20 protein-coding genes are annotated in these 26,695 nt (G+C 71.5%); 7 read left to right on the top strand and 13 right to left on the bottom strand.

Going from position 1 to position 26,695, the window contains the following annotated elements:
- Positions 1–83 precede the first annotated feature (83 nt).
- From ACZ4S3_RS39365 to ACZ4S3_RS39345, 5 genes are all read right to left on the bottom strand, one after another.
- Positions 84–836, bottom strand: a complete 753-nt coding sequence (locus ACZ4S3_RS39365; RefSeq protein ID WP_467943480.1) for a hypothetical protein — start codon at positions 834–836, stop codon at positions 84–86.
- A complete protein-coding gene (locus tag ACZ4S3_RS39360; protein ID WP_467943479.1) occupies positions 829–1,503 on the bottom strand; it encodes an RNA polymerase sigma factor in 675 nt (224 codons plus the stop codon). Before ACZ4S3_RS39360 ends, ACZ4S3_RS39365 begins: the two co-directional genes overlap by 8 nt.
- A 209-nt stretch (positions 1,504–1,712) precedes the next feature.
- Positions 1,713–2,618 (bottom strand): serine/threonine-protein kinase, encoded by a 906-nt coding sequence (locus ACZ4S3_RS39355; RefSeq protein ID WP_467943477.1) that lies wholly within the window; start codon positions 2,616–2,618, stop codon positions 1,713–1,715.
- A complete protein-coding gene (locus ACZ4S3_RS39350) occupies positions 2,615–4,468 on the bottom strand; it encodes an ABC transporter ATP-binding protein (protein WP_467943475.1) in 1,854 nt (617 codons plus the stop codon). The genes ACZ4S3_RS39355 and ACZ4S3_RS39350 overlap by 4 nt, the downstream gene beginning before the upstream one ends.
- A gap of 496 nt (positions 4,469–4,964) precedes the next feature.
- Positions 4,965–6,704, bottom strand: coding sequence for an AMP-binding protein (locus tag ACZ4S3_RS39345; RefSeq protein WP_467943474.1), 1,740 nt, complete (start codon positions 6,702–6,704; stop codon positions 4,965–4,967).
- A 100-nt stretch (positions 6,705–6,804) separates the two neighbouring features.
- Between ACZ4S3_RS39345 and ACZ4S3_RS39340 the strand changes: the two genes are divergently transcribed.
- Complete coding sequence (locus tag ACZ4S3_RS39340) at positions 6,805–7,656, top strand: helix-turn-helix transcriptional regulator (protein ID WP_467943473.1); 852 nt, start codon at positions 6,805–6,807, stop codon at positions 7,654–7,656.
- Between the two features lie 30 nt (positions 7,657–7,686).
- Here the strand turns inward: ACZ4S3_RS39340 and dmpI are convergent, their stop codons facing one another.
- The 6 genes from dmpI to ACZ4S3_RS39310 form a co-directional block, all read right to left on the bottom strand.
- On the bottom strand, positions 7,687–7,869 hold the full coding sequence (gene dmpI, locus ACZ4S3_RS39335; RefSeq protein WP_467943471.1) for a 4-oxalocrotonate tautomerase DmpI: 183 nt from the start codon (positions 7,867–7,869) through the stop codon (positions 7,687–7,689).
- Between the two features lie 392 nt (positions 7,870–8,261).
- Positions 8,262–9,455: an XdhC family protein gene (locus ACZ4S3_RS39330; protein WP_467943470.1), complete on the bottom strand. Its 1,194-nt coding sequence runs from the start codon at positions 9,453–9,455 to the stop codon at positions 8,262–8,264.
- Between the two features lie 35 nt (positions 9,456–9,490).
- Positions 9,491–10,948, bottom strand: a complete 1,458-nt coding sequence (locus tag ACZ4S3_RS39325) for an NCS2 family permease (RefSeq protein WP_467943468.1) — start codon at positions 10,946–10,948, stop codon at positions 9,491–9,493.
- 221 nt (positions 10,949–11,169) lie between these two features.
- A complete protein-coding gene (locus tag ACZ4S3_RS39320) occupies positions 11,170–13,557 on the bottom strand; it encodes a xanthine dehydrogenase family protein molybdopterin-binding subunit (protein WP_467943466.1) in 2,388 nt (795 codons plus the stop codon).
- Positions 13,558–13,562: 5 nt separating this feature from the next.
- Positions 13,563–14,159 carry a (2Fe-2S)-binding protein gene (locus ACZ4S3_RS39315; protein WP_467943464.1) on the bottom strand — a complete coding sequence of 199 codons (597 nt, stop codon included), beginning with the start codon at positions 14,157–14,159 and terminating at the stop codon, positions 13,563–13,565.
- Positions 14,150–15,040, bottom strand: coding sequence for an FAD binding domain-containing protein (locus tag ACZ4S3_RS39310; RefSeq protein WP_467943462.1), 891 nt, complete (start codon positions 15,038–15,040; stop codon positions 14,150–14,152). The genes ACZ4S3_RS39315 and ACZ4S3_RS39310 overlap by 10 nt, the downstream gene beginning before the upstream one ends.
- 263 nt (positions 15,041–15,303) lie before the next feature.
- Here ACZ4S3_RS39310 and ACZ4S3_RS39305 point away from each other — a divergent pair, with 263 nt between their 5' ends.
- From ACZ4S3_RS39305 to ACZ4S3_RS39295, 3 genes are all read left to right on the top strand, one after another.
- Positions 15,304–16,968, top strand: a complete 1,665-nt coding sequence (locus tag ACZ4S3_RS39305) for a PucR family transcriptional regulator (RefSeq protein ID WP_467943461.1) — start codon at positions 15,304–15,306, stop codon at positions 16,966–16,968.
- A gap of 470 nt (positions 16,969–17,438) precedes the next feature.
- Positions 17,439–18,308, top strand: a complete 870-nt coding sequence (locus ACZ4S3_RS39300; protein WP_467943460.1) for a hypothetical protein — start codon at positions 17,439–17,441, stop codon at positions 18,306–18,308.
- Between the two features lie 278 nt (positions 18,309–18,586).
- Complete coding sequence (locus ACZ4S3_RS39295; RefSeq protein ID WP_467943458.1) at positions 18,587–19,462, top strand: hypothetical protein; 876 nt, start codon at positions 18,587–18,589, stop codon at positions 19,460–19,462.
- A gap of 19 nt (positions 19,463–19,481) precedes the next feature.
- Here the strand turns inward: ACZ4S3_RS39295 and ACZ4S3_RS39290 are convergent, their stop codons facing one another.
- Positions 19,482–20,210, bottom strand: a complete 729-nt coding sequence (locus tag ACZ4S3_RS39290) for a GntR family transcriptional regulator (RefSeq protein WP_467943456.1) — start codon at positions 20,208–20,210, stop codon at positions 19,482–19,484.
- 131 nt (positions 20,211–20,341) lie between these two features.
- Here ACZ4S3_RS39290 and ACZ4S3_RS39285 point away from each other — a divergent pair, with 131 nt between their 5' ends.
- Both ACZ4S3_RS39285 and ACZ4S3_RS39280 read left to right on the top strand, forming a co-directional pair.
- Positions 20,342–21,181, top strand: coding sequence for a (2Fe-2S)-binding protein (locus ACZ4S3_RS39285; protein WP_467943454.1), 840 nt, complete (start codon positions 20,342–20,344; stop codon positions 21,179–21,181).
- A gap of 363 nt (positions 21,182–21,544) precedes the next feature.
- Positions 21,545–22,630, top strand: a complete 1,086-nt coding sequence (locus tag ACZ4S3_RS39280; RefSeq protein ID WP_467943452.1) for a DUF2637 domain-containing protein — start codon at positions 21,545–21,547, stop codon at positions 22,628–22,630.
- 41 nt (positions 22,631–22,671) lie between these two features.
- On the opposite strand, the gene ACZ4S3_RS39275 is transcribed toward ACZ4S3_RS39280, so the two are convergent.
- Positions 22,672–23,133: an ATP-binding protein gene (locus ACZ4S3_RS39275; RefSeq protein ID WP_467943493.1), complete on the bottom strand. Its 462-nt coding sequence runs from the start codon at positions 23,131–23,133 to the stop codon at positions 22,672–22,674.
- A 240-nt stretch (positions 23,134–23,373) separates the two neighbouring features.
- Here ACZ4S3_RS39275 and ACZ4S3_RS39270 point away from each other — a divergent pair, with 240 nt between their 5' ends.
- Positions 23,374–26,502 carry an alpha-mannosidase gene (locus ACZ4S3_RS39270; RefSeq protein ID WP_467943450.1) on the top strand — a complete coding sequence of 1,043 codons (3,129 nt, stop codon included), beginning with the start codon at positions 23,374–23,376 and terminating at the stop codon, positions 26,500–26,502.
- Positions 26,503–26,695 lie beyond the last annotated feature (193 nt).

Here is a 26,695-nt window from a genome sequence, read left to right as displayed (position 1 = left end):
GTTGGACGTCCGGATCTCGCATCCTCACCCCAGGTGCCATCAGGCCATTCCGGCCGGCTCTTCCCGTGATCGGTACGCGGTGATCACCGCGCAGCGAAGTGCGCGGTGGCAAGGACGCGGCCGTCCGACGAGGTCAGACGGGCACCGGCGAGCGTGGCGGGATGGACGGGGGCCGGGCCGCCCCAGTAGCCGTCCCCGTGGTGCAGGTCGAAGGTGCCGAGTCGGACGGTTGTGCCGTCGGTACGCTCCAGCACGCAGGTGACCTTCCCGCTGTACGGAGTTCCGGATGCGGCGAGATCGACGGACATGAACACCCAGCCCGGTGACCCGGGATGGGCATAGATGTCACCGGCCGGTTGCCGATGCGCCGTACCGGCTCCGGTCAGTTGCGCATTCAGCACCCCCGCCGCCCCGACCTGGACGGGCCGTGCAGGGCCGGCCGTCACGTTTTCGATGGCCGAGCCGAGGGCCCAGCCGCCGAAACCGAAGCCGAGCGCGAGCACGGCCGCGGCAGACGCGACCCGCAGCCGTAGGCCTCTGCGGAACCCCGCGTGCCGGAGTCCGAAACCGCGCGCGGTCTCGTGTCCGTCGCGCGCAGCCTGGGCCTGGGTCAGCCGCCGCGCCACCCGGCCTTCGAAGCCGGCCGGCGGCTCGCTGCCGGGCAGGAGGCCGAGCAGCCCGTCGCCGACCAGGACGAGCTGCTCGACGTACTCCCGGCAGTCCGCGCAGCGATCCAGATGGGCGGCCGCCTCAGCCCGTTCCCGGCCCGAGAGCACGCCCAGTGCCAGCTCGGCGCCGGTCTCGTGCAGCTGTTCGCAGGTCAGGTCGTCATTCATGGTCGCCTCGCTTCGGAGACGCGGGGTGCGGATTCGTGGGATGCGGAGACGCGGAGTTCGGTTTTCCGGGATGCGCGGATGCGGGATGCGGATGCGGGGGATCCGGCGCGGTGAGAGCGGTCCGCAGCTTTCCCATCGCGGTCCTGATCCGTGTCTTGGCGGTGCCCAGAGGGATGTGCTCCCAGTCGGCGACCTGCTGAGCCGTCATCCCGTAGATGCCCGCCATCACCAGGGCGCGGCCCTGTTCGCCCGGCAGCTGCGCCACGGCGGCCCGCAGGGCGGACGACGCCTCGTCGGCCAGCGCCTGCTGCTCGGGGGTGTCGGTCACCGCGCCCAGGAGCGCGTCGAGGTCTTCGGGGGCCACCGGCTCCGGCCGACGCGTCCGGACGGCGTCGATGGCGAGGTTGTGCGCGATGGTCGTCAGCCAGGCCGTCACCGATCCGCGGCGCGCGTCGTAGATCTGCGCGTGCCGCCACGCACGCTCGAACGTCTGCTGGGCGATGTCCTCGGCGAGCTGCGGATCGCGGGTGACCGCGATGGCCACGCCGAAGACCCTGTGCTGGAAGCGCCGTACGAACGTGACGGCGAGCTCCGGGTCGCCCGTGGCCAGACCAGCCAGCAGCGCCTCGTCCGGGATGCGTCCGACCGGGAGCTGCAACCTCTGCATACCCTTACGTACGGTCCGCCCCGGCCAGGGGATTGCCTGACGCTTACGGAAGACCACGCACCCATTCTCCCGCGGTGCCACCGCCCCGTCCCTGAGCCGCGGCCGCCCGCACACCCAGCGTGACGGAGCCGTCGTGATCGGTTCATGGTCACCCCCGTACGTGTGGCGCGTGCAGGTGACGGCGCGCCTCCAGCAGCGCGCTCGCTCACTCAGCCGACTTTTGCCACGCGTCGGCCTTGGGGCAGCAACTCATCGAGTGCTGCCGCGAGTTGGGCGAGTGTCGGCCGGGCGCCCGGGTCGGGGGCGAGGCAGCTGTCGATCGTCGCGGTGAGGGCGTGCGGAAGGCGCCGGCGAGTTCTGACGGACGGGGCGCGTTCGTCGAGCTGCGGATAGCGGTCGAACCGTGGATACCGGTAGTCCTCGGCGTCCTGGGCCTCAGTTCCGCTCTCGTCATGGGTCTCGCCGTCGTCGAAGGGCACGTCGCCGGTGGCGGCCTCGTACAGCGTGATGCCGATTCCCCAGACATCGGCCGCGGGGGTGAGCATCCCGCCGCGGGCCTGCTCGGGGGCGAGGTAGCAGAAGGTGCCGATGCCCGGCGGGGCGGGGCCGGGTGGGCGGGCGATGCTCAGGTCGAGCAGCTTCGCGCGCCGGCACCCGACCACGATGTTGGACGGCTTCAGGTCCAGGTGCAGCAGGCCCTTACCGTGCAGGTAGTGAAGCGCCGAGCACAGGTGCAGGCCGAGGAGGGCGAGGTCGTGGGCGGCCAGACGGCGCCGTCGGCGGTCGATGAGGTGCGACAGGGTTTCCCCGGTGAGCGTCTCCAACACCACGAAGGTTTCCGGGGTTTCGCCCGTCTCGTAGCCGCGGACCAGGTGCGGGTGGGTGAAGGTCTGGAGCCAGCGGCCCTCTTGCAGCAGCTTCTCGCGCAGCCACTGCTCGCCTCGCCGGTCCGGGCGCACCACCTTCACCACGCACCGGCACTGCCGCTCCTGGCTCCAGGCGTCGTAGAGGTCCAGCCAGGTGGTACGGCACAGGTGCGCGAGGACCTCATAACGCGGGGCGACCGCCGTTCCGGCCGCCAGCGGTGGTGGCTGGAGGAGTTCGGTACGGCTCATGACAGCGCCTCGGCCCTCGACGTGTCGTCAGGCCCGTGCAGCCGGTAGAGCCGGGCATACGCTGCGCTGCGGGTGAGCAGCTGGTCGTGCGTGCCGCGGTCGGCGATGCGGCCGCGGTCGAGAAGCACGATCTGGGTGGCGTCGCGGACGGTGAGCAGGTTGTGGGAGATGAGGATCGTCGTGCGCCCGCTCATCAGCAGGCGCAGTGGCTGCAGGATGCGCCGGCCTGATTCCGCGTCGAGGCCGGTGGTCGGCTCGTCGAGGATGAGCAGGGGCGCGGCACGGATCATGGCGCGGGCGATGGCGATGCGCTGCCGTTGTCCGCCGGAGAGCAGCCGGCCGCGCTGGCCCACTACGGTGTCGTAGCTTTGGGGAAGTTGGCTGATGAAGCCGTGTGCGTCCGCGGCGCGGGCCGCCGCGACGATCTCTTCGTCGCTCGCGTCAGGGCGGCCGTAGGCGATGTTGTCGCGGACGGTGCCGTGGAAGACCAGGGTCTCCTGGAGCAGCATGGCGACGTTGTCCCGTAGGTCGTCCAGGCGCAGGTCGCAAAGATCGTTCCCGTCGAGGCGGATGGTTCCGTGGTCCGGGTCGTAGAAGCGCAGCAGCAGCTTGGCGGCGGTCGACTTCCCGGCACCGCTCGCCCCCACAAGTGCCAGTGTCTCGCCGGGCGACACGCTGAACGAGACCCCCGAGAGGGCGGGCCGGGTGGTCCCCGGGTAGCGGAAGGAGATGTCGTCGAACTCGATCTCACCGCGGGTATGACCGAGCTTCCGGGGGGTCACGGCCTGGACGACCTGGGGCCGCTGGTCGAGCAGCTCGATGATCCGCTCCGCGGATGCGGACGCCGAGTAGAAGGTGTTGCTGAGGCCGGATAGGGAGCGGATAGGGCTGTAGAGGCTGCTGAGCAGGGTGAGGAAAACCATCAGGCCGCCCAGGGTGAGGTTGCCTCGGGTCAGTTCCCAGGTGCCCAGGCCCATCACCAGCAGCGCGCCGGCCAGCTCGATGACGTCGACGACCGTTGCATACACGGCGCTGATGCGTGCGGATGCCATGGCGGCCCGGAACCGGCCGAGGTTCTCGCGCTCGAACCGGCCGTGCTCCCACGGCTGCCGGTTGTACGCCTGCACGAGGACGATGTTGCCCAGGGCCTCTTCGGTGATCGCGCTGATCGAGCCGCTGCGGCGCCGCCGCTCCCGCGATGCGGCCTTCACCCGCCGGGAAAAGCGCCGGGCGGTGATCCAGAACAGGGGAGCAATGACGAGAGCGAGGACCGTCAGGTCCCACCGCAGGAAGAACAGCACGCCGAGGAAGACACCCAGTCGCATCACCTGTGCGAGCGCGTCCACGATCCCGGAGAGCAGGAAGGTCTCGACCGCGTCGACGTCACCGGTCACACGGGAGAGCACATCACCGAGCCGCCGCCGCTCGAAGAAACCGAGTGACAGCCCTTCGACGTGGCGGAACAGATCGGACCGCAGGGCGAGCAGGAACCGTTCGCTGACCCAGGTCGAGGTCACCTCGTCGGCGAAGGCGAGAACTGCGGCGAAGAACGTGAGCCCCAGGTAGGCGAGAGCGATCGGCAGGAAGAGGTGCAGGTTGCGCGGGACCAGCATGTCGTCAATGACGATCTTGAAAAGCCAGATCTCGGCCGCGTCGACGACGGGCCCCAGCACGACGAACGCCAAGATCACCACCAGCCAGCGCCGGCCGCCACGCGTGTACGGCCAAAAGCGCCGGAAGATGTCGTGCAGAGCCACCGGCGGAGCGGCGTCGACGATTGTGTCCACGCCCTCGGGGCCCTCGGTGACGGACAGCAACCGCCGCACCGTACGTGTCAGGCGGCTCGTCACGGAAGCACGCGCTTTCGCCTTGCCCGTGCGCGCGTTCTCCTTGCCCACGCCTTCGCCTCGGGCGGCACCGCGGGAGGGAGCGTCTGGCCGTGCGCTGTTCATGTCGCCTCACCGACCGATGCGGCCGGGCGGGAAGCCCGGCCGCTGGCAGACACGACGAGTGCTCAGTACCTCCCTCCATGGTCCCTGTCGTGGTGGCCATGGTCCCGGTCGTGGCGCCGGTCCCGGCGCCGACGGCGGTCGTGGTCATGTTCGCTTGTGTCCCTGCGCCTGCCCCTCGTCGAGCGGTCACGACGGCTGCGGCCCAACGCGGGAGCCAGGCTGTCGAAGACTCCCATGCCCTTCCCTTCCTCGCGGACCCCCTTAAACTTTCATCAATCACGTATACGGAGCGCAGCGCAAAAGGGATTGAACCCCCGTCCACTCGCTGCCGATCTGCCGCCCGTCCGACGAGCCGGGCGAAGGTGCGGTCAACTGCCCCTCTGTGGATGTCTGCTCATCGGTGGTTCTCCTCTTGGTACTCGGCCCCTCCGTCGCCCTGCGCGGTGCGCTCCCGCAGCTCGATACGGCGGATCTTGCCGGAGACGGTCTTGGGCAGATCGGCGAACTCCAGCCGCCGGATGCGCTTGTAGGGGGCCAGGACTGCGCGGGAGTGCTCGAAGAGGAGCTTCGCGGTCTCCGGGCCGGGCTTCCAGCCGGCCGCGAGGACGACGTACGCCTTGGGTACGGCCAGCCGGAGCGGGTCGGGGGCGGGCACCACGGCGGCCTCGGCGACCGCCTCGTGTTCCAGCAGGGCGCTCTCCAGCTCGAACGGCGAGATCTTGTAGTCGGACGCCTTGAAGACGTCGTCGGCGCGCCCGACGTAGGTGATCCAGCCGTCGCGGTCGCGGGAGCCGATGTCGCCGGTGCGGTAGTACCCGCCGGCCATCGCCTCGGCGGTACGGGCCGGGTCGCCGCGGTAGCCGGTCATCAGGCCGACCGGGTGCGCGGAGAGGTCGAGGGCGATCTCCCCCTCGTCGGCCGGTTCGCCGCTGACCGGGTCGAGCAGGACGACCTCGTAGCCGGGGGTGGGGCGGCCCATGGAGCCCGGCTTGACCGGCTGGCCGGGGGTGTTGGCCACCTGGACGGCGGTCTCGGTCTGCCCGAAGCCGTCCCGGATCGTGACGCCCCAGGACTGTCGTACCTGCTCGATGATCTCCGGATTGAGCGGCTCACCGGCCGCGACGATCTCCCGCGGCGGGGTGCCGAGCACCGACAGATCGGCCTGGATGAGCATCCGCCAGACGGTGGGCGGGGCGCAGAAGCTGGTGACGCCGGCCCGGTCCATCTCCGCCATCAGCCGGGCCGCGTCGAAGCGGGTGTAGTTGTGGATGAAGACGGTGGCCTCGGCGATCCAGGGGGCGAAGAGGTTGGACCAGGCGTGCTTGGCCCAGCCGGGCGAGGAGATGTTGAGATGGACGTCCCCGGGGCGCAGCCCGATCCAGTACATCGTCGCGAGGTGGCCGATGGGGTACGAGGCGTGGGTGTGCTCGACGAGTTTGGGGCGAGCGGTGGTACCGGAGGTGAAGTAGAGCATCAGGGGGTCGTCGGCCCGGGTCGGCCCACTCGGCTCGTACGTCTCGGGGCTGTCGTACGCCTCCTCGTACGCGAGCCAGCCGGCGCCCGTGTCCGTGGCCGTGCCGGTGTCCGCGTCCGCGCCCGCTCCGCCGACCGCGATCCGCGTGTAGTCACCGGGCACGGCGGCGAACTTGCCGGTGTCCGCGGCGCGCACGATCACATGCCGGGCCCGGCCGCGGCCGACCCGGTCGGCGAGGTCCGCCGGGCCCAGCAGCGGCGTCGCGGGGATGACGACGGCGCGCAGCTTCATCGCCGCCAGCGCGGTCTCCCACAGCTCACACTGATTGCCGAGCATCACGACGATCCGGTCGCCGGCCCGTACCCCCTTGGCGGACAGCCAGTTGGCGGCCTGGTCGGAACGGCGGCGCATCTCGTCGAAGGTGCGGCACAGCTCGCTGCCGTCCTCCTCGACGATGTGCAGCGCCGTGCGGTCGTTGTCCCGGGCGATGACGTCGAACCAGTCGAGCGCCCAGTTGAAGTACGCGGGCCGGGGCCAGGCGAAGCCCGCGCGGGCTGCGTCATAGTCCTCCCGGTGCCGGAGCAGCAGGTCGCGCGCCGCCCGGAACTCCTTGGTCGCGCCCGGTGAGCGGCCCGCCGCACCGATTTCCGTCTCCGTCATAAGTCCTGTGTCCTCCTCATTGCCGCACCGCATAGCGCCATCGTGTAATCAGTGGCCCAGGTCTCACCACCCCCTAACGGGGGGAAGCGGAGGATTCGGCGTGCGGCGCGAGGCGGGGGCGGACGGTTCGGTGGACGTAACGGCGGCGCTGTCGCGGCTGCGGCGGGGCGGTGGTCTGCCGGTGGCCTTCGGCGGGCTGTCGGCCGGCGCCGGCTGCTATCGCATCAATGAGCTGTCCGGTACGCAGACCGCAGCGCTGCGCGGGCTGGACATCCTGCGGGGCAACGGGCTGGGCGGCAAGGTTGTGGCGCTGTCCCGTCCGTTCGCCGTGACCGACTACCGCAGCTCGGCGGTCATCAGCCATGAATACGACGCCGCGGTGGCCGCCGAGGGGCTGCGGTCGGTGCTCGCCGTGCCGGTGATCGTCCGGCGCCGGGTGCGCGGGGTGCTGTACGGGGCGCTGCGGCGGCCGGTGCCGCTCGGTGACCGGCCGCTGTCGGCCGCGATGGAGGCGGCCCGGGAGCTGGAGCAGACGCTGCTGCTGCAGGACGAGGCGGCGCGGCTGCTGTCGGTGGCCCGGCAGCCGACCGCCGCCGACCCGGCGATGTGGGAGGAGGTACGCGAGGCACACGTCGAGCTGCGGGCACTGGCACAGCGGGTCGCCGATCCGCTGCTGCGGCAGGAGATGCTGGCGGTGTGCGGCCGGCTCGCGACGGCCTCGTCGGCCGGCCGGGCGGGCGCGGGGCACACGAGTGGCCCGGTGCTGTCGCCGCGCGAGGTGGATGTGCTGGCGTGTGTGGCCTCGGGCGCGACGAACGCGTCGGTGGGGGACCGGCTGGGGCTGCGCCCGGAGACGGTGAAGAGCTATCTGCGGTCCGCCATGCGGAAGTTGGGGGCACACACCCGTCTGCAGGCGGTGGTCGCGGCGCGGCGGGCGGGAGCGCTGCCCTAGGGCCTGTCGTCAGACTCCCGCCCGCCCTGGTTACTTGTCGGCGGTCAGCTTGCCGGCTGTGCCCCAGCTGTCGGTGGGGACCTCCTGGATCCACACCTGCACGCTCTCGGCGGGAATCCGGTACGCGTCGACGAACGCGTCGGTGATCTGGCGGACCAGCTCCCGCTTGAGCTCGACGCTGCGCGGGCCCTGCTGGACGGTGACGATCGGCATGGCTGAACTCCCTTGTCAGTGGCGGCCGTCCGGGTTTCCGGGTGGCTCACCGGCGTGGGATCAGTTCATCGCGAACGGGGCGTGCGACCAAGAAGCGGATCGTGCATGCAGCGATCACCGATCGAGATCGGACGGCCGGTCGGGCCGATGCCGATGCCGGCGCCGGCGACCGGGGCGCTGGTGGCCACCTTGGTGACCGGCGGCCGGACGCCCGTGGCCGCCGGTCCGTTCGCCCTGGAGCGGCCGGCCCACAGGCACCGGGCAGCGTGCGGCTCCCGGTACGGCCGACGTGGGCGGGCGCGGCACCCAGGGGGATACCGCGCCCGCCGCCGGGGCGCCCCGCGAGGCCGGCGGTGTCAGGGTCGCCGGTCCCCGGGGGCGTTCCACCGCCCTCAGGCCACCGACCCGATCCGCCCCACCGGCCGGGTCGCATCGTGGTGGATGGGCGTGTGGGCCCCGGTCAGCGGGGTGCCGGTGCCGCCGCGGCGGTTGGCGACGATCTCGGCGGCGATGGAGAGCGCGGTCTCCTCCGGGGTACGGGCGCCGAGGTCCAGGCCGATGGGCGAGCGCAGCCGGTTGAGTTCGAGCTCGGTCAGGCCGACGTCGCGCAGCCGCTGCTGGCGGTCCAGGTGGGTGCGGCGCGAGCCCATGGCGCCGACGTAGGCGACCGGGAGCTTGAGCGCCCGCTCCAGCAGCGGGACGTCGAACTTGGCGTCGTGGGTCAGCACGCACAGGACCGTACGGGAGTCCAGTTCCTGGGAGTCGAGGTAGCGGTGCGGCCAGTCGACGACGATCTCGTCGGCGTCCGGGAAGCGGGTCCGGGTCGCGAAGACGGGGCGGGCGTCGCAGACGGTGACGTGGTAGTTGAGGAATTTGCCGACCCGGACCAGCGCGGAGGCGAAGTCGATGGCGCCGAAGACGATCATGCGCGGGGCGGGGACGGAGGACTCTACGAGGAGGACGACGGGCTGCCCGCACTGCGAGCCGTCAGCGCCGATCTCGAGGGTTGCGGTGCGCCCGGCGTCCAGCAGGGCGCGGGTCTCCTCGATCGCCGTACGGTCGAGGGCCGGGTGGCCGCCCAGGGTGCCGGTGTGGCTGCCGTCGGGGCGGACCAGCAGGGCACGGCCGAGAAGTTCGGCCGGGCCCTGGATGATCCGCGCGACCGCCGCCGCTTCCCCTTGGGCAGCGGCGGCCAGCGCGGTGGCGAGCGTGTCGGCAGTGCTGTCCACCGGGTCACCCGTGGATCCACTGTCGGCGGCGGATCCACGGCCGCTCGCCCGTACCGGGGTGACGAGGATGTCGATGATGCCGCCGCAGGTCAGGCCCACGGCGAAGGCATCCTCGTCGCTGTAGCCGAAGCGCTCGAGAACCGGCTTCCCGCTCTCCAGCGCCTCCTGGCACAACTCGTAGACCGCTCCCTCCACACATCCGCCGGAGACCGACCCGATCGCCGTGCCGTCGGTGTCGACGGCGAGGGCGGCGCCGGGCTGGCGGGGCGCGCTTCCGTTGGTGGCCACCACGGTGGCCACCGCGAAATCACGTCCTTGCTCGACCCACCGGTGCAGCTCTTCGGCGATGTCCAGCATGTCGGTCTCCTAACGGACGGGGAGCAAGCGGGCGGTTACTTGACGCCCAGCCACTGCTCGATCGGATGAAGCGAGAAGTAGACGAGGAAGATGCCGGTCAGCACCCACATGAAGGGGCCGATCTCGCGCCACTTGCCCTGGGCCGCCTTGATGACGGTGTAGGCGATGACGCCGGCTCCGACACCCGCGGTGATGCTGTAGGTGAACGGCATCAGGACCACGGTCAGGAAGACCGGAATGGACACGGAGCGGTCGCTCCAGTCCACGTGGGCGGCGGCGCTCATCATCATCGAGCCGATGACGACCAGGGCGGCGGAGGCCACCTGGGCCGGTACCAGCTGGGTGAGCGGGGTGAAGAACAGGCAGGCCGCGAAGAACAGGCCGGTGACGACGGACGAGAGGCCCGTACGGGCGCCTTCGCCGACGCCGCTCGCCGACTCGATGAACACGGTCTGCCCGGAGCTGCCGGTGATACCACCGATCGCCCCGCCGGCGCCGTCCACGAACAGTGCCTTGGACAGGCCCGGCATCCGGCCCTTGTCGTCGGCCAGCTTGGCCTCGGTGCCGACGCCGATGATGGTCGCCATGGCGTCGAAGAAGCCGGCCAGCACCAGGGTGAAGACGATCATGCCGACGCTCAGTGCGCCGATCTTGTCCCAGCCGCCGAACTCCACATGGCCGAAGAGGCCGAAGTCCGGCGCCGAGACGGCGCTGCCGTGCAGGGCCGGCGAGGCGCCGCCCCAGTCCTTGTCCGTCAGTCCGCCGAGCTTGGTGGCGGCGATGGACAGAGCGGAACCGGCGACGATGCCGATGAGGATGGCACCGGGGATCTTGCGGGCCTGCAGCGCGAAGATCAGCAGCAGGGTGACGCAGAAGAACAGGACGGGCCAGCCGGCCAGTTCACCGGTGGGGCCGAGGGTGACCGGACCGCCCTGGCCCTTGCCCACGAATCCGGCCTTCACCAGTCCGAGCAGGGCGACGAACGTGCCGATGCCCATGGTGATCGCGTGCTTGAGGGCCAGCGGGATGGCGTTCATGATCATCTCGCGGAGGCCGGTGACCACCAGGAGCATGATGACGACGCCGTACAGCACACACATGCCCATGGCCTGCGGCCACGTCATGTTGGGGACCACCTGCGTGGTCAGGGCCGCCGAGACGTTCAGCCCGGCCGCCAGTGCCAGCGGCACCTTGCCGATGAAGCCCATCAGCAACGTACAGATCGCCGCGCCGAGCGCCGTCGCGGTGACCACACCCGCATGCGCGAGGGTGTTCTTCTCCACGTCCGGAGTCGAGAGGATCAGCGGGTTGAGCAGGAGGATGTAACACATCGCCATGAAGGTGGTGATGCCGCCGCGCAGTTCTCGCGCGACCGTCGAGCCTCGGTCCGATATGTGGAAGTAGCGGTCGAGCCAAGCGCGGCCGGCGGGCTGACGCGAGCCGGTGCCCGCGTCTTCCGCCACCGTCTTCGGCTCAGTGGACTGCTGGGTCATGGTGCCTGACTCCCAAGGTTCACAGGGGCCCTCGCAGCAAGTGCGAGATTTGGGACAACTTCGGCTGCACGACCCGGGGGACGGCCCGAGACGAACGCTGTGGGTACTGGCCGGCGGGGAGGCCGGGACAGCGACTGCGTGGTGCGGGTTGAACGGGACTCCGGGCGGTACGCGGAGGAGGACGGACAGGGACACCCCTTGGTCGCGTACCGCCCGGAGGATCAGGTGCCGGTGAGGTGCTCGGGGCGTACCGGCGTCTTGTTGAGCTCCAGCCCGGTCGCGTTCCGGATCGCCGCGAGGACGGCCGGAGTGGACGACAGGGTGGGGGCCTCGCCGATGCCGCGCAGCCCGTAGGGGGCCGCCTCGTCGGCGAGTTCGAGCACATCGACCGGGATGGTCGGGGTGTCGAGAATCGTGGGGATCAGGTAGTCCGTGAAGGAGGGGTTGCGCACCTTCGCGGTCTTGGGGTCGACGATGATCTCTTCCATGACCGCCACGCCCAGGCCCTGGGTGGTGCCACCCTGGATCTGGCCGACGACGGACAGCGGGTTGAGCGCCTTGCCGACGTCCTGGGCGACGGCCAGCTCGATGACCTTGACCAGGCCGAGCTCGGTGTCCACCTCGACGACCGCCCGGTGGGCGGCGAAGGAGTACTGGACGTGGCCGTTGCCCTGGCCGGTGTGCAGGTCGAACGCCTCGGTGGGGCGGTGCCGGAACTCCAGCTCCAGGTCGACCGCCTCGCCCTCCAGGACGTCCGCGATGTCCGCGAGGACCTCGCCGCCGTCGGTGACGACCTTGCCGCCCTCCAGCAGGAGTTCGGCGGTGGCCCACGCGGGGTGGTACGTGCCGAACGTGCGGCGGCCGATCTCCAGGACCTTCTCGCGCACCGCCTCGCAGGTGTTCTTCACCGCGCCGCCGGTCATGTACGTCTGCCGGGAGGCGGAGGTGGAGCCGGCCGAGCCGACCTGGGTGTCGGCCGGGTGGATGGTGACCTGCTCGACGCCCAGCTCGGTGCGGGCGATCTGGGCGTGGACGGTGATGCCGCCCTGGCCGACCTCCGCCATCGCGGTGTGGACGGTGGCGACCGGCTCGCCGCCGACGACCTCCATGCGCACCCGCGCGGTGGAGTAGTCGTCGAAGCCCTCGGAGAAGCCGACGTTCTTGATGCCGACGGCGTAGCCGATACCGCGGACCACGCCCTCACCGTGGGTGGTGTTGGACAGACCGCCGGGCAGCGCACGGACATCCGCGCTCTCACCGGCCGCCAGCCACTGCTGCTCCGGGGGAAGCGGCATCGCCTTGATGCGGCGGAGCAGTTCGGCGACCGGGGCCGGGGAGTCGACGGGCTGGCCGGTGGGCATGATCGTGCCCTGTTCCATGGCGTTGAGCTGCCGGAACTCCACCGGGTCCATGCCCAGCTTCTTGGCGACCTTGTCCATCTGCGCCTCGTACGCGAAGCACGCCTGGACCGCGCCGAAGCCGCGCATCGCGCCGCAGGGCGGGTTGTTGGAGTACAGCGCGACGGCCTCGATCTCGACGTCGTCGATGACGTAGGGGCCGACGGCGAGCGACGCGGCGTTGCCGACGACGGCCGGGGAGGCGGACGCGTAGGCGCCGCCGTCCAGCACGATGCGGCACTTGAGGTGCGTGAGCTTGCCGTCCTTGGTGGCGCCGTGCTCGTACCAGAGCTTGGCCGGGTGCCGGTGGACGTGCCCGAAGAAGGACTCGAAGCGGTTGTAGACGATCTTGACGGGCTTGCCGGTGCGCAGCGCCAGGAGGCAGGCGTGGATCTGCATCGACAGGTCCTCGCGGCCGCCGAACGCGCCACCGACGCCGGAGAGCGTCATCCGCACCTTCTCCTCGGGCAGGCCGAGGACCGGGGCGATCTGGCGGAGGTCGGAGTGCAGCCACTGGGTGGCGACGTACAGGTCGACGCCGCCGTCCTCGCCGGGCACCGCGAGGCCGGACTCCGGGCCGAGGAAGGCCTGGTCCTGCATGCCGAAGACGTACTCGCCGGAGACGATGACATCGGCCTTCTTGGCGGCCTCGTCGGCGTTGCCGCGGAAGATCGGCTGGCGGTGGACGATGTTCGGGTGCGGAACGTGGCCGGCGTGGTGGTCGTCGCGGCCCTCGTGGAGGAGCGGGGCGCCCTCGGCGGTGGCGGAGGCCTCGTCGGTGACGACCGGCAGCTCGGCGTACTCGATCTTGATCTTGGCGGCGGCGCGGCGCGCGGTCTCCGGGTGGTCGGCGGCGACCAGCGCCACCGGCTCACCGTGGTGACGTACCTTGCCGTGCGCGAGAACCGGCGTGTCCTGGATCTCCAGGCCGTAGTTCTTCACGTCGGTGGGCAGGTCGTCGTAGGTCAGGACCGCGTAGACACCGGAGGTGGCGAGCGCCTCAGAGGTGTCGATCGACTTGATCTCGGCGTGCGCGACGGTGGAGCGGAGCGTGTGGCCCCACAGCATGTCCTCGTGCCACATGTCCGAGGAGTACGCGAACTCACCGGTCACCTTGAGGGTGCCGTCGGGCCGCAGCGTGGACTCGCCGATACCGGCCTTGGTCTTGCCGCCCTGCGTGAGGTTGGTGGGTGTACGGGTAACACCAGCCATGGCGATCAGGCCCCCTGTCCGGCGGTCTTGGACTCGCCGCGGGCGGCCGCCAGCCGGACCGCGTCGAGGATCTTCTCGTAACCCGTGCAGCGGCACAGGTTGCCCGACAGCGCCTCGCGGATATCGGCGTCCGACGGGGAGTCGTTGCGCTCCAGCAGCTCATCGGCGGCAACCAGCAGGCCCGGGGTGCAGAAACCGCACTGGACCGCGCCGGCGTCGATGAACGCCTGCTGGATCGGCGAGAGTTCACTGTTCTCGCCGGTCTGCGAGTCGGCCGGCTTGGACTCCCACTGCTTGGCCCGGTCCAGGCTGGTGCCGCAGGCGCCGCTCGCGCAGCCGTGCTCGGCGCGCTGCTTGGCGTAGTCCGCCAGGCCCTCGACGGTGACGACCTCGCGGCCCTCTACCTGGCCGGCGGCGACGAGGCACGAGCAGACCGGCACGCCGTCCAGGCGGACCGTGCAGGAGCCGCATTCGCCCTGCTCACAGGCGTTCTTGGAACCCGGCAGGCCCATCCGCTCACGGAGGACGTACAGCAGGCTCTCGCCTTCCCAGACGTCGTCGGCCTCCTGCTTACGGCCGTTGACGGTGAAGTTCACGCGCACTGTGCGCTCCTCTCGTTTCCGCGGTAGGACTCCCAGGTCCAGCCGAGGGTCCGGCGCGCCATGATCCCGACCGCGTGACGGCGGTACTTGGCGCTGCCGCGCACATCGTCAATGGGGTTGCAGGCGCCGGAGGCGAGCTGCGCGAACTGCTTGGCGACGGACGGCGGGATGGGGGCCCCCGACTCCCAGAAGCCGCCCTCCTCCAGCGCCGCGGCGAGGAAGATCTCGGCATCCTTGGCGCGGATCGGGGTGGGCGCGGCCGAGCCGATGCCGGTGCGGACCGTACGGGTCTCGGGGTGCAGCGCGATACCGAACGCGCAGACCGCGATGACCATGGCGTTACGGGTGCCGACCTTGGAGAACTGCTGCGGGCCGTCGGCCTTGGGCAGAACCACAGACCGGATCAGCTCGTCGGACTCCAAGGCGTTGCGCTTGACGCCGAGGTAGAACTCGTCGATCGGGATCATGCGGACGCCGCGCGCGGCGGACTCGACCTCGACCTCGCAGCCGGAGGAGAGCAGCGCGGGGTGCGCGTCGCCGGCCGGGGAGGCGCAGCCCAGGTTGCCGCCGACGCCGCCGCGGTTGCGGATCTGCGGGGAGGCGACGGTGTGCGACGCCAGAGCCAGGCCCGGGAGCTCGGTCCGCAGGTTTTCCATGATCTTGGTGTAGGGAACGGAGGCGCCCAGTCGTACGGTCTTCTCTCCGACCTCCCACTCGCTCAGGTCACCGATACGGTTCAGGTCGAGCAGGTACTCGGGGCGGCGGTGGTCGAAGTTGATCTCGACCATCACGTCCGTGCCGCCCGCGATGGGCACAGCGGTGGGGTGCTCGGCCTTAGCGGCGAGCGCCTCCTCCCAGCTGGCGGGGCGAAGGAAGTCCATGGGTGGCCTCTTCTACGAAATCGGGTCGTTCGCTGCTCATGGTGAGGACCTTCGGCCCTCGTCGCCACGGAGCTTGTTCACGTCTTGTTAACGCGGTTGGGCCAAGTGAACGCGCCTTGCACCCACCCGGTGCAGTCACCGAAACCATGAAGCGGTTGGCTGGCCAAGCCGCGCGTCTTGTAGATTCGAACGAAAGACGAGGCTCTGAAACCTCGCGGCATTCCACCGGCCACACAAGACAGCAAAGAACGGCGGGCGAGGTCATGCGGCTCCGCGCACTCCTGGACACCGACACTCTGGGCCTTCGGCTGCTCGGAGGCGAGGACGAGCTGGACCGAACGGTACGGGGTGTGATGACCACCGACCTCCGCGACCCCAGCCGGTATCTCTCCGGCGGCGAACTGGTCCTGACCGGCCTCGCCTGGCGCCGCGAGGCGGAGGACTCCGAGCGGTTCGTACGGATCCTGGCCTCGGCCGGGGTCGCCGGTCTCGCGGCCGGCGAGGCAGAACTGGGCGCGGTGCCTGATGACCTCGTCCAGGCCTGCCGCCGGCACCGGCTCCCGCTGTTCTCCGTGGTCGAGGACGTGTCGTTCGCCTCCATTACCGAGTATGTCGTACGCCAGGTCTCCAGTGAGCGGGCCGGCGACCTGGCTGCCGTGGTGGACCGACACCGGCGCCTGATGACGTCCGGGCCCGCGGGCGGCGGTCCGGAGGTGGTCCTGGACCTGCTGGGCTCGGACCTGGACCTGCGGGCCTGGGTCCTGTCCCCCACCGGCCGGCAGATCGCCGGATCGACGCTGGCGGACTCCGGCCCCGAGCTGCCCGCCGAGCTCGGCGCCCGGCTCGCCGGCGAACACCTGGCCGCCTCCCGCAGCGGCCGCCGCAGCCCGCACCGGGTCACCCTCGGCGGCGCGACGTACTCCCTCTTCCCGATCCGCAACGACGGCCGTGACCTGCGCGAAACCCTGCTCTCCGACTGGCTGCTGGCCGTCGAGGCGGACGCCGGCGACTGGTCCGCCGAGCGCCTCGACCTGCTCAACGGCGTCACCCAGCTGATCGCCGTGGAACGCGACCGGCGCGACGCCGCCCGTACGGTCCGCCGACGCCTCGCCCAGGAGGTGCTGGAGCTCGTCCAGACCGGCGCCCCGCCCGCCGAGATCGCGGCCCGCCTGCGGGTGGCCGCGCCGGTGCTGCTGCCGGGTCTGGGTACCGCCCCGCACTGGCAGATCGTGGTGGCCCGGGTCGAGTGGGGGAACGGCGATGTGCCGGGCGGCCCGGTGGCCCAGTCGCTGCTGGAGGAGGTACTGGTCGATCCCGGCACCTTCGGCCCGGAACCCTCGGACCGGATCGCCGTGGCGCACACCGGCGATGAGGCGGTGGCGCTGGTGCCGCTGCCCACGACCCCGGACGAGTCCGGGGAGACCGCGACCGCCGGGCTGCACGCCGACGCCCTGCTCGCCGTCGTCCAGGAGCCGCTCGGCCGGGGCCTGGCGGACGACGGCCGGCTGACGGTCGGCGTCAGCGCCTCCGTGCACTCCGCCGAGGGCCTGCGCGGCGCCCTGGAGGAGGCCCGGCACGCCCGCCGGGTCGCCGCCGCCCGCCCCGGCCGGGTCTGCGCCGCCGGACACGAGGAGCTGGCCTCGCACGTCCTGCTGCTGCCGTTCGTCCCGGACGACGTCCGGCGCGCCTTCACCGCCCGCCTCCTGGACCCGCTGCGCGACTACGACCGCCGGCACCGCGCCGAACTGATCCCCACCCTCGAGGCGTTCTTGGACTGCGACGGCTCCTGGACCCGCTGCGCCACCCGCCTCCACCTGCATGTGAACACGCTCCGCTACCGGGTCGGCCGGATCGAACAGCTCACCGGCCGCGACCTGTCCCGGCTGGAGGACAAGCTGGACTTCTTCCTGGCCCTGCGCATGAGCTGATTTCCTGCGGAGGAGCCCATTCCGGCAGATCGGCCCATTCCTGCGGAAGAGCTGATTCCGGCAGATGCACTGCTTGCTCTCTGCAGATGCACGCATTCCTGCGGATCCCGTCGCCCAGCGGCGGGATCCGTCCTTTTTCGCCGCGGCCGGGCGCCGCGGCGCGCCCTTCGAGTGAATCCACCGCGGTACGCCGTTCGGGGTACCCCGAACGGGCGGATGCCGTCAACGCCGTTCCGGCGCGCGGTGGCCGCATCGCGCCACGGTGGCGCCGATCAGAGCCGCTCCGCCGGGCCCGACCACCCTCCCGGCGATTGTGAAATCATTCACCCGCCCCCTTGGCCGCACGACGGAATTCGTGCTGAGATTCGCCCACTGCATCCAGTTTCCCGCTCAATGGCGCGCTCGGGGAGGGCAATGTGGCGGATACCGCCATGTCAGGGACCGCGGATTCCGCGGATTCCGTCAGGTCCGTGGAATCGGCATCGGAATCCTCATCAGCACCGGTTACCGCACCGGTTACGGCACCGGTTACGCCACCGGAATCCGCATCGGCACCGACCGCGGCACCGGCGGTACCGGTCGCCAGATCGGGCGCGGACGACGATCCCCTCGAGCGCGCCGTATGGCGGCTGCGCTCCCGCGGCTGCTGGGACGACGCGGCCGCGCTGCTGGAGCCGCACGCCCTCCAGCACGCCCCGTCCGCGCTGCGCCGCGCCGCGCTGCTGGTGGAACGCTGCATGTTCACCGCCACCGGGTGGGCCGCCGCCGAGGACGCGCTGCGCAGCGCCGAGGCGCTGGCGGCCGACGACGACGAGCGGGGCGGCGCGGCCTGCGAACGCGGGCATCTCGCCTACACGGCAACGGTGTTGGGCTTCCGTGACCGGGCGGACGAGGCACGTTCGGCGCTGGGCCGGGCCGCCGCGCTGCTGGCTCCCGCCGCGGCCGGGCGCCCGCTGCTGGACTTCCGGCGCGGGCTGATGGCCGAGCATGTCGCCGACAGCCCGGACTCGGCGCGCGCCGCCTACCGCCGCGCGCATGCCGGCGCCACCGTCCAGGGCGACGCCCTGCTGCTCTCCTTCACCTGGCGCCATCTGGCTGGACTCGCCCTGCGCGACGGCGAGTTGACCGAGGCCCGGCACGGCTTCGCCGAGTCGCTGCGGATCCGGGAGGAGCTGGGATTCCTGGTCGGTACGGCGCCCGCGCTGGCCGCGCTGGCCGATGCCGCCCCGGAGGAGGACGCGCCCCGGCTGCGCGCCGAGGCCGCCCGGCTGTTCCGTCTGATGGGCGGGGTCCCGACCTGGCTCGCCGATCATCTCTCGCCCCATCCGGCGGCTACGTAGGACGGGCACGGTGGCGTACGGGGCGGAACCGTCCGCCCCGTCAACCCCCCGTCGTCAGCCATGCGGCCCAACCCACCGAATGGCCGAAAGTGTACGTCGACCGCGGCGGATCGGCCGGGGTGCGGTGGCTGTCCCCTTGTGCGAGTGTCGGACGCAGGTGGTGCGCCCCGTCCCACGCGCCCCGAGAATGGCCGCAAGTCGCACTGCGAGGCGGCGGCCGGGCCTGAATGCTGTTCCGGGACCAGCTCCCTTTGGCAAAGCCTTTCAGGAGGCCGACCGTGGCAGCAGGAACAACCCGCACCGCCGCTTCAACCGACTGGGGCAAGGCGGATTTCGAGGCGATCTACAACTGCCCTGATCCGCATAGGTACTTCAGCACTCTGCAACCGCTGGAATACCAGATTCCGCACCACGGTCAGGCGGTGTTCCGCGCCGTGACCGAAGTCCTGCAGCGGCGCCGCAGTGACCGTCCGCCGCTGACCGTCGTCGACCTGTGCTGCTCATACGGGGTCAACGCGGCACTGCTCAACCACCGGCTGTCCCTCTCCGACCTGTACAGCCGCTACGCCGGGCCCACCCCCGGGAACACAGGGTCGTCGCAACTCGCCCAGGAAGACCGAACGTTCTTCGCCACCCGGCGACGCCCCGAGGCGGCCCGGGTGATCGGTCTCGACGCGGCGGAACACGCGGTCGAATACGCCCGGTCGGCGGGTCTGCTCGACCACGGCTTCTCCGAGAACCTGGAGCTCGCCGACCCCAGCCCGCACTTGCGGAAGACGCTCGCCGACACCGACCTGATCACCGTCACCGGCGGCGTCGGCTACATCTCCGAGCGCACCTTCGCCCGCCTCCTCGGCTGTGTGTCCTCGCCGCCCTGGGTCGCGGCGTTCGTGCTCCGTACGGTGTCCTACGCGCCGGTCTCGGCGCTGCTCTCCCGCGCCGGACTGGTGACCCAGAAGCTCACCACCCGGACGTTCCGCCAGCGCCGGTTCGCCGACGGCGACGAGCGGCGGGCGGCGTTCGCCGCGCTGGCCGCGCGCGGGCTGTCCACCGTCGGCAAGGAGGCCGACGGCTTCTACCACGCCGATCTGTATCTCTCCCGGCCTGCCGCCGATATCGCGGCGCTGCCGCTGGAGGAGCTGCTGCCCGGCTGAGCCTGCCGGTCCGGCCCGCTCAGTGCGGGTGCCGCGCGGACGACAGATGCCCGCGGGCGATGCGCTCGGCGACCGCGTACTCCTGGGCGCTCAGCGCGTCCAGGAGTGCGGTGTGCTCGGAGGCGTCCGCCAGCAGTTCGGCGGTACGCAGCCGGGAGCCGCCGGCCGGCCCCTGGGTGCCGCGCAGCAGGTCGTCGGTGACCTGGGCCAGCCGGCGGTTGCCGGTGAGGGAGATGAGCGCGTGGTGGAAGGCGCGGTCCGCCTCGGCGTAAGCGACCCGGTCGCCGTGCGCGGCGGCCGTCACCCCCGCGTCGGCGAGCGGACGCAGCTCTTCCCAGCGCTCCGGCGGCAGCGCCCTGGCCAGCCGGACGATCGCGGGGACCTCGAGCATGGCGCGCACCTCGGCCAGCTCGGCCAGGTCGCGGGAGCTGCGTTCGCAGACCCGGAAGCCGCGGTTGGGGACGACCTGCACGGCGCCCTCACCCGCGAGCTGCTGCATGGCCTCGCGCACCGGGGTCGCGGAGACGCCGTAGCGCTCGGCCAGGACAGGTGCGGAGTAGACCTCACCCGGGGCCAGCTCCCCGCCGACCAGCGCCTCGCGCAGCGCGGCCAGCACCTGACCGCGTACGGAGTGCCGCTGCGGCCGGGCCAGCTGCCGGGGCACGGTCGGCGAGGGCACGGCGGAACCGGCGTGCGCGGGAGCCCACGCGCGTGCGCGCGGCTCCTGCTCCGCTGTGCCCTGCTCCATGGTGGGTCCTCCCGACGATTTCCAGCACCATAGGCGCCCGCGGCGCCGGTTCACACCTCAGCGGGCCTGGGTAGAGTCTTCCGATAAGGTAAGGCTTACCTGCTAACGATCGCGATTCGGTGGTCTCCCGCATGACTCCTGCCCCCGCCGCCCCGCCGCTCACCCACCCCGTTGCCGCCGCCTATGCCCGGCTTTCCGAGGTGTTCCCCAGCCTGCAGGTGACCGAGTGGGACGCGGCGCCACCGAGCGGCGACGGCTGGGTGTGCGCGGCCGGTCTCGCGGCCGGCGGTGAGACGCTGGACACGTTCCTCACCTGGGACGACACACAGATCATCCGGGACTACGGGCAGCGCGCCCGCCCCGACGTCGTCGCGAGCTTCGCGCTGCACCGCTATGCCTGGCCCGCCTGCCTGCTGATCACCATCCCCTGGTTCCTGCAGCGCCGGGTGCCTTCGCTGCCGGTCCAGGACGTCGCCTTCCAGCGGGAGCCGGGCCGCATGGCGGTGCGGGTTCGTTCGTTCGCGTGCCTTCCGGACGATCCGGCGGCGGCGCTCCCCGGCGCCCGGGTCGTCCCGGACGAGGAGGCGCTGCGCGCCGAGGTGCGCGAGGCGGTGGCCGAGCATCTCGAGCCCGTACTGCGCGGCTTCCGCGGCCGGCTACGACGCGGCCCGCGGGCGCTGTGGGGCATGGCGTCCGACGAGATCGTCGAGGGGCTGTGGTACCTCGGGCATTTGCTGGGCGAGGAGCCGCGTGCGGTCGCCGAGCTCGAGCGGCTGCTGCCGGGCGCCACCGCCCCGTACATCGGCAGCGCGGCGTTCCGCACCCTGACCGGCCCGAACGGCGAGGCGCTGCCCACCCGCGACCGCGCCAGCTGCTGCATGTTCTACACGCTGCGCCCCGAGGACACCTGCGTCACCTGCCCTCGCACCTGCGACACGGACCGCATCACCCGCCTCACCGCAACCGCCTGACCCACACCGCCCGCCTCGACCTCCCTCTGCCGAAACGGCCAGGCCACGGAGAGCTCGCCGTAGTCGGCCAGGAACTCCCGGAGGCGCGGCGTGACGTCGTAACGCTCGTCGGCATATCGACGGCAGGCGTCCTCGACGTCCAACGGACCGGCCTCAAGGCGCGCCTCGCCCCTCACGCCGCCCGTCAGGGTGATCTTCATCGAACTCAACCCACCCTGAAAGCACAGTAGTTCGACGTCAGAGTGGTGCATGTCCGCTTCCTCGCACCCCTTGGCGTTCTCTTGTTCCGAATACCTCGGTTACGGCAGCGGCTTCCGCCAGGATGTCGCGCGAAACCGCGTACGCAAGGCAAGGGATCCCAGAATGAGAATGACCGACATATCGCTGGATTGGCTGATTCCGGCGGCCCTGCTGCTCGGCGGCGTCACGGCGGCCGTGGCACTGGTCCTGCGCGGCAAACGTGCGGCCGACCGGTCCACCGATGACTCATGGGAACGCAGCGAGGAACGCCGCCGCCGCAAGGAGGCCCTGTTCGCCTCGGCCTCGTATCTCCTGCTGTTCTGCTGTGCGGCGGTCGCCGCCGCGCTGTCCTTCCACGGGCTGGTCGGCTTCGGCGTCCAGAACCTGGGCCTCACCGGAGGCTGGGAGTATCTGGTGCCCTTCGGGCTCGACGGCGCCGCGATGTTCTGCTCCGTACTGGCGGTGCGCGAGGCCAGCCACGGCGACGCGGCGCTCGGCTCCCGGATGCTGGTGTGGACGTTCGCCGGCGCCGCGGCCTGGTTCAACTGGGTGCATGCGCCGCGCGGGCTGGACCACGCGGGTGCGCCGCAGTTCTTCGCCGGGATGTCGCTGTCAGCGGCCGTCCTCTTCGACCGGGCGCTCAAACAGACCCGCCGGGCGGCGCTGCGCGAGCAGGGGCTGGTGCCCCGTCCGCTGCCGCAGATCCGCATCGTCCGCTGGCTGCGGGCGCCCCGCGAGACCTTCGCGGCTTGGTCGCTGATGCTGCTGGAGGGCGTACGGACACTGGACGAGGCGGTCGAGGAGGTGCGGGAGGACCGCCGGGAGAAGGAGCGGCGGCGGCTCCGCAGGCGGGAGCAGGGCAAGCTCGACCGCGCCCGGATCAAGGCCATCAACCGGCAGCACCGCTCGTGGGGCATCGGCAGGGGCGGCGGCCGGCTGACCGTCACCCACGCCGGGGCGCCCGCGGACGTGGCCGACCGGGACTCCGCCATATCCCCCGACACCCTGGAGCCGTTGCCCACATCAGATTCGCCGGTGCGCTCCCGCCCGGCCCTCAAGGCCGTGACCGGCGCTGACGCCGGTACCACCGCCGTCCTGGCCGAGCCACTGCGGACCGTGGACCTGACCGCCGAGGACGACACCCAGACGCTCCCCCGTCTGGACTCCCTGGAGGAGAAACTCGCCGCGATCGAGCAACGATTCGCCTGACCGGTGGCGGACCGCGCCGGACCCACACCCCCGATACCGGCTCAGGCCGGTCCGCCGCCCAGCTCGAACCACACGCATTTGCCGACCCCGTGGGAGCGTACGCCCCACGCGTCCGCTAACGAGCGGACCAGCATCAGCCCCCGGCCGGATGTCCCGTCGGTGGTCGGTGCCCGCGGCTCGGGACGCCCGGAGACAAAGTCCCGCACCTCGACCCGTACCCGGTCGCCGACCGTGGCGGTGACGACGGCGCCGCCCTCCGCATGTATCAGGGCATTGGTGACCAGCTCGCTGGTCAGCAGCGTCGCGACCTCCGCGACCTCGCCGTTTCCCGGTCCCGGCCAGCGGCTCAGCAGCTGCCGCAGCTCCCGGCGCACCTCGCCGACCGCCCGCAGATCCGCATGCCGCACCCGCCGTCTGAACACCCCCGGCGCCCGCGCGGTGATCCCCCCGCCCCGGCTCCCCTCGACCGCTCCTTGCCGTCTGTCCCGTTCCTCGCGCCGCACAGGCTGACGCATGTTCTCCCCCGCCCCGAACCAACGATCGGTGCTCTCCCTCGAACAGCCTCACGGTCATGCATGCCCATCGGGCCAGGCGCCATGCTTCGCGTGACGGCTTACCGCGCCGTGCGGAGCCCCGTTCTCCGATGGGTATGCCTCCGGTAACCGTCCGGACCGATTCCGGACGCGTCCCGGACGTGTCCCCGTACGTGTCCCTGAGCGTCCGTACGCGCGAGAGGAGCCGCTGTGCACGACGACCGACTGCTGGTGGAGGGGCGTCTGGAGCGGGCGCTGGAGCAGTTCATCCGGCCCGCGCAGTACGCGGCGCGGGTGCCGCTGGAGCTGGCCGTATGGCATGCGCCGGGCGAACCGAAGCCGGTTGCGGAGGCGTTGCGGGCGACGTACGAGCCGTTCGCGGCGGGTGCGGCCTGGGGACCGCCGTGGTCGACCAGCTGGTTCCGCCTGGCGGGTGAGGTGCCCGGGGAGTGGGCGGGGCGGCGGGTGGAGGCGGTCATCGATCCCGGGTTCAGCGGCGACGGGCCCGGCTTCCAGGCGGAGGGGCTGGTTTACGACGCCGAGGGCGTACCGCTCAAGGGCATCCACCCGCGCAACCGGCACATCCCCGTGGCCGCCCCGGCACAGGGCGGCGAGCAGGTGCGGCTGCTCCTGGAGGCAGCCGCGAACCCGGCGGTGCTACGGGATTTCCGCCCCACCGACCTCGGCGATGTACGCACCGCGCCGCACGACCCGCTCTACCGCTTCGCCGCCGCCGATCTCGCCGTCCTCGACGAAACCGTCTGGCACCTCATTCTGGACATCGAGGTGCTGTCGGAGCTGATGTACGAGCTGCCCGCCGACCGCCCTCGCCGGCACGAGATCCTGCGCGCCCTCGAGGACCTGCTGGACGCGCTGGACCTGCACGATGTCGCGGGCACGGCGGCCGCGGGCCGGGCCGAGCTCGCCGAGGCGCTGAGCCGCCCGGCGGCCGCCAGCGCCCACCGTGTCTCCGCCACCGGACACGCCCATATCGACTCCGCCTGGCTGTGGCCGCTGCGCGAGACCGTACGCAAGGCCTCCCGCACCTTCGCCAATGTCACTCAACTGGCAACGGAATACCCGGAGTTGGTGTTCGCCTGCTCCCAGGCGCAGCAGTACGCCTGGGTCAAGGAGCATCAGCCGCACATCTGGGAACGCATCAAGGCGGCCGTGCGGGAGGGGAACTGGGCACCGGTCGGGTCGATGTGGGTGGAGTCCGACGCCAATATGCCGGGCGGTGAGGCGCTGGCCCGGCAGATCGTGCACGGCAAGCGGTTCTTCCTGGAGGAGCTGGGGGTGGAGACCGAGGAGATCTGGCTGCCGGACTCCTTCGGCTACACCGCCGCCTTCCCGCAGCTGGCGCGGCTGGCGGGGGCGAAGTGGTTCCTGACCCAGAAGCTGTCGTGGAACCAGACCGACAAGATGCCGCACCACACGTTCTGGTGGGAGGGCATCGACGGCACCCGCGTCTTCACCCACTTCCCGCCCGTCGACACCTACAACTCCCAGTTCCATGGCCGCGAACTCGCCCACGCCGAACGCAACTTCGCCGACAAGGGCCGCGCCACCCGCTCCCTGGTCCCCTTCGGCTGGGGCGACGGCGGCGGCGGACCGACCCGCGAAATGCTGGAGCGGGCCCGTCGGCTGCGTGACCTGGAGGGCTCACCGCGCGTCGGGATCGAGTCCCCGGCCCGGTTCTTCGCGTCCGCCCATGCGGAGTACGGGGCGGCGGCGCCGGTCTGGTCGGGGGAGCTGTATCTCGAGTTCCACCGCGGTACGTACACCTCGCAGGCGAAGACCAAGCAGGGCAACCGACGCAGTGAACATCTGCTGCGGGAAGCGGAGTTGTGGGCGGCCACGGCGGCGGTGCGGGGCGGGGGCCGGACGTCGTACGCCTACCCGTACGACGCCCTGGACCGGCTCTGGAAGACCGTCCTGCTGCATCAGTTCCACGACATCCTGCCGGGCTCGTCCATCGCCTGGGTGCACCGGGAGGCGCGGGCGACGTATGCGGCGGTGGCGGCGGAGCTGACGGAGATCATCGAGGGGGCCATCGGGGCGCTGGGCGGGGCGGAGGCGGCCGGGGCGCCGACCGTGTTCAATTCCTCGCCGTACGGCCGGGACGAGATCGTCGAGCTGCCGGGGGCGGCGGACGGGCGTGCCCCGGTCTCCGTACCCGTCCATGTGCCCGCGCTGGGCTCGGCGATCGTCCGCCCGCCCGGCCCGCACTCCCCCACGCCGGCGCCCGCGCCCGTGCGGTCCGGCACGGATGCCCAGGGCACCATCACCCTCGACAACGGCCTCCTCCGCGTCCGTATCGACGCCGACGGCCTCCTGACCTCCGTCCGCGATCTGCACGCCGGGCGCGAGGCCCTGGCCCCCGGCACCCGCGGCAATCTTCTCCAGCTGCACCCCGACCACCCCAACCAATACGACGCCTGGGACCTCGACCGGCACTACCGCCACCGGCACACCGATCTGACCTCCGCCGAGTCCGTGGAGCTGCGGTCGCCCGGCCCGCTGACCGCCACCGTCAAGGTGACCCGGGTCTTCGGCGACGCCTCCGCCGTCACCCAGGAGCTCACGCTGCGCGCGGGCGCCCGCCGCCTCGACATCACCACCGACATCGACTGGCACGAGTCGGAGAAGGTCCTCAAGGCCGCCTTCCCCCTGGACGTACACGCCGAACGGTCGGCCTCCGAGGTGCAGTTCGGGCATGTGCACCGCCCCACCCACACCAACACCAGCTGGGACGCGGCCCGTTTCGAGATCCCCGCGCACCGCTGGCTACGGGTCGCCGAGCCCGGCTACGGCATCGCGCTGCTCAACGACTCGACGTACGGCCATGACGTCACCCGTACGCCCCATCCGCAGGGCCTGGGCACGACCGTACGGCTGACTCTGCTGCGCGCCCCGCACAGCCCCGACCCCGAGACCGACCAGGGCGCGCACCGCTTCACCTACGCGCTGCTGCCGGGCGCCGAGGTGGGCGACGCGGTCGCCGAGGGCCTGGCGCTCAACCTCCCGCTCCGGACCGCCACCACGCCGCCCGTCCCGCCGCTGATCCGCGTCGACCACCCGGCCATCACCATCGAGTCGGTCAAGCTCGCCGAGGACCGAAGTGGCGATGTGGTGGTGCGGCTGTACGAGTCCCGGGGCGGCCGCGCCACCGGCGCCCTGTCCCCCGGCTTCGCGGTCGAACGGGTCACCGTGACCGACCTGCTGGAGCGGCCCCTCCGTGAGGAGGAGGAAGGCCCCACCTCCGATGTCACCATCGACCTGCGCCCGTTCCAGATCCTGACGCTACGGCTGCGACCCCAGCAGCGCCCCCGTACCTGAACTGGGCCCTTGACCTGGAACCTTGACCCTTGAGCTTGGCCCTTGAGCTGGGCCCTTGGCCTGGGCCCTTGGCCTGGGCAGTGGGCCTGGGCGGTGGGCCCCTAGTACTGCAACCGCATGTGGCGTGACGGGTGGCGGCGGTGTTCGTTGATGTGACTGTGTGAACAGTCGCTGACGGTTGGGCAAATCGAGT

It is taken from the genome of Streptomyces sp. NPDC028368, from assembly GCF_055565615.1.
Note: the sequence above shows the minus strand (reverse complement) of the source record. Positions and strands in the feature narration are given on the sequence as shown.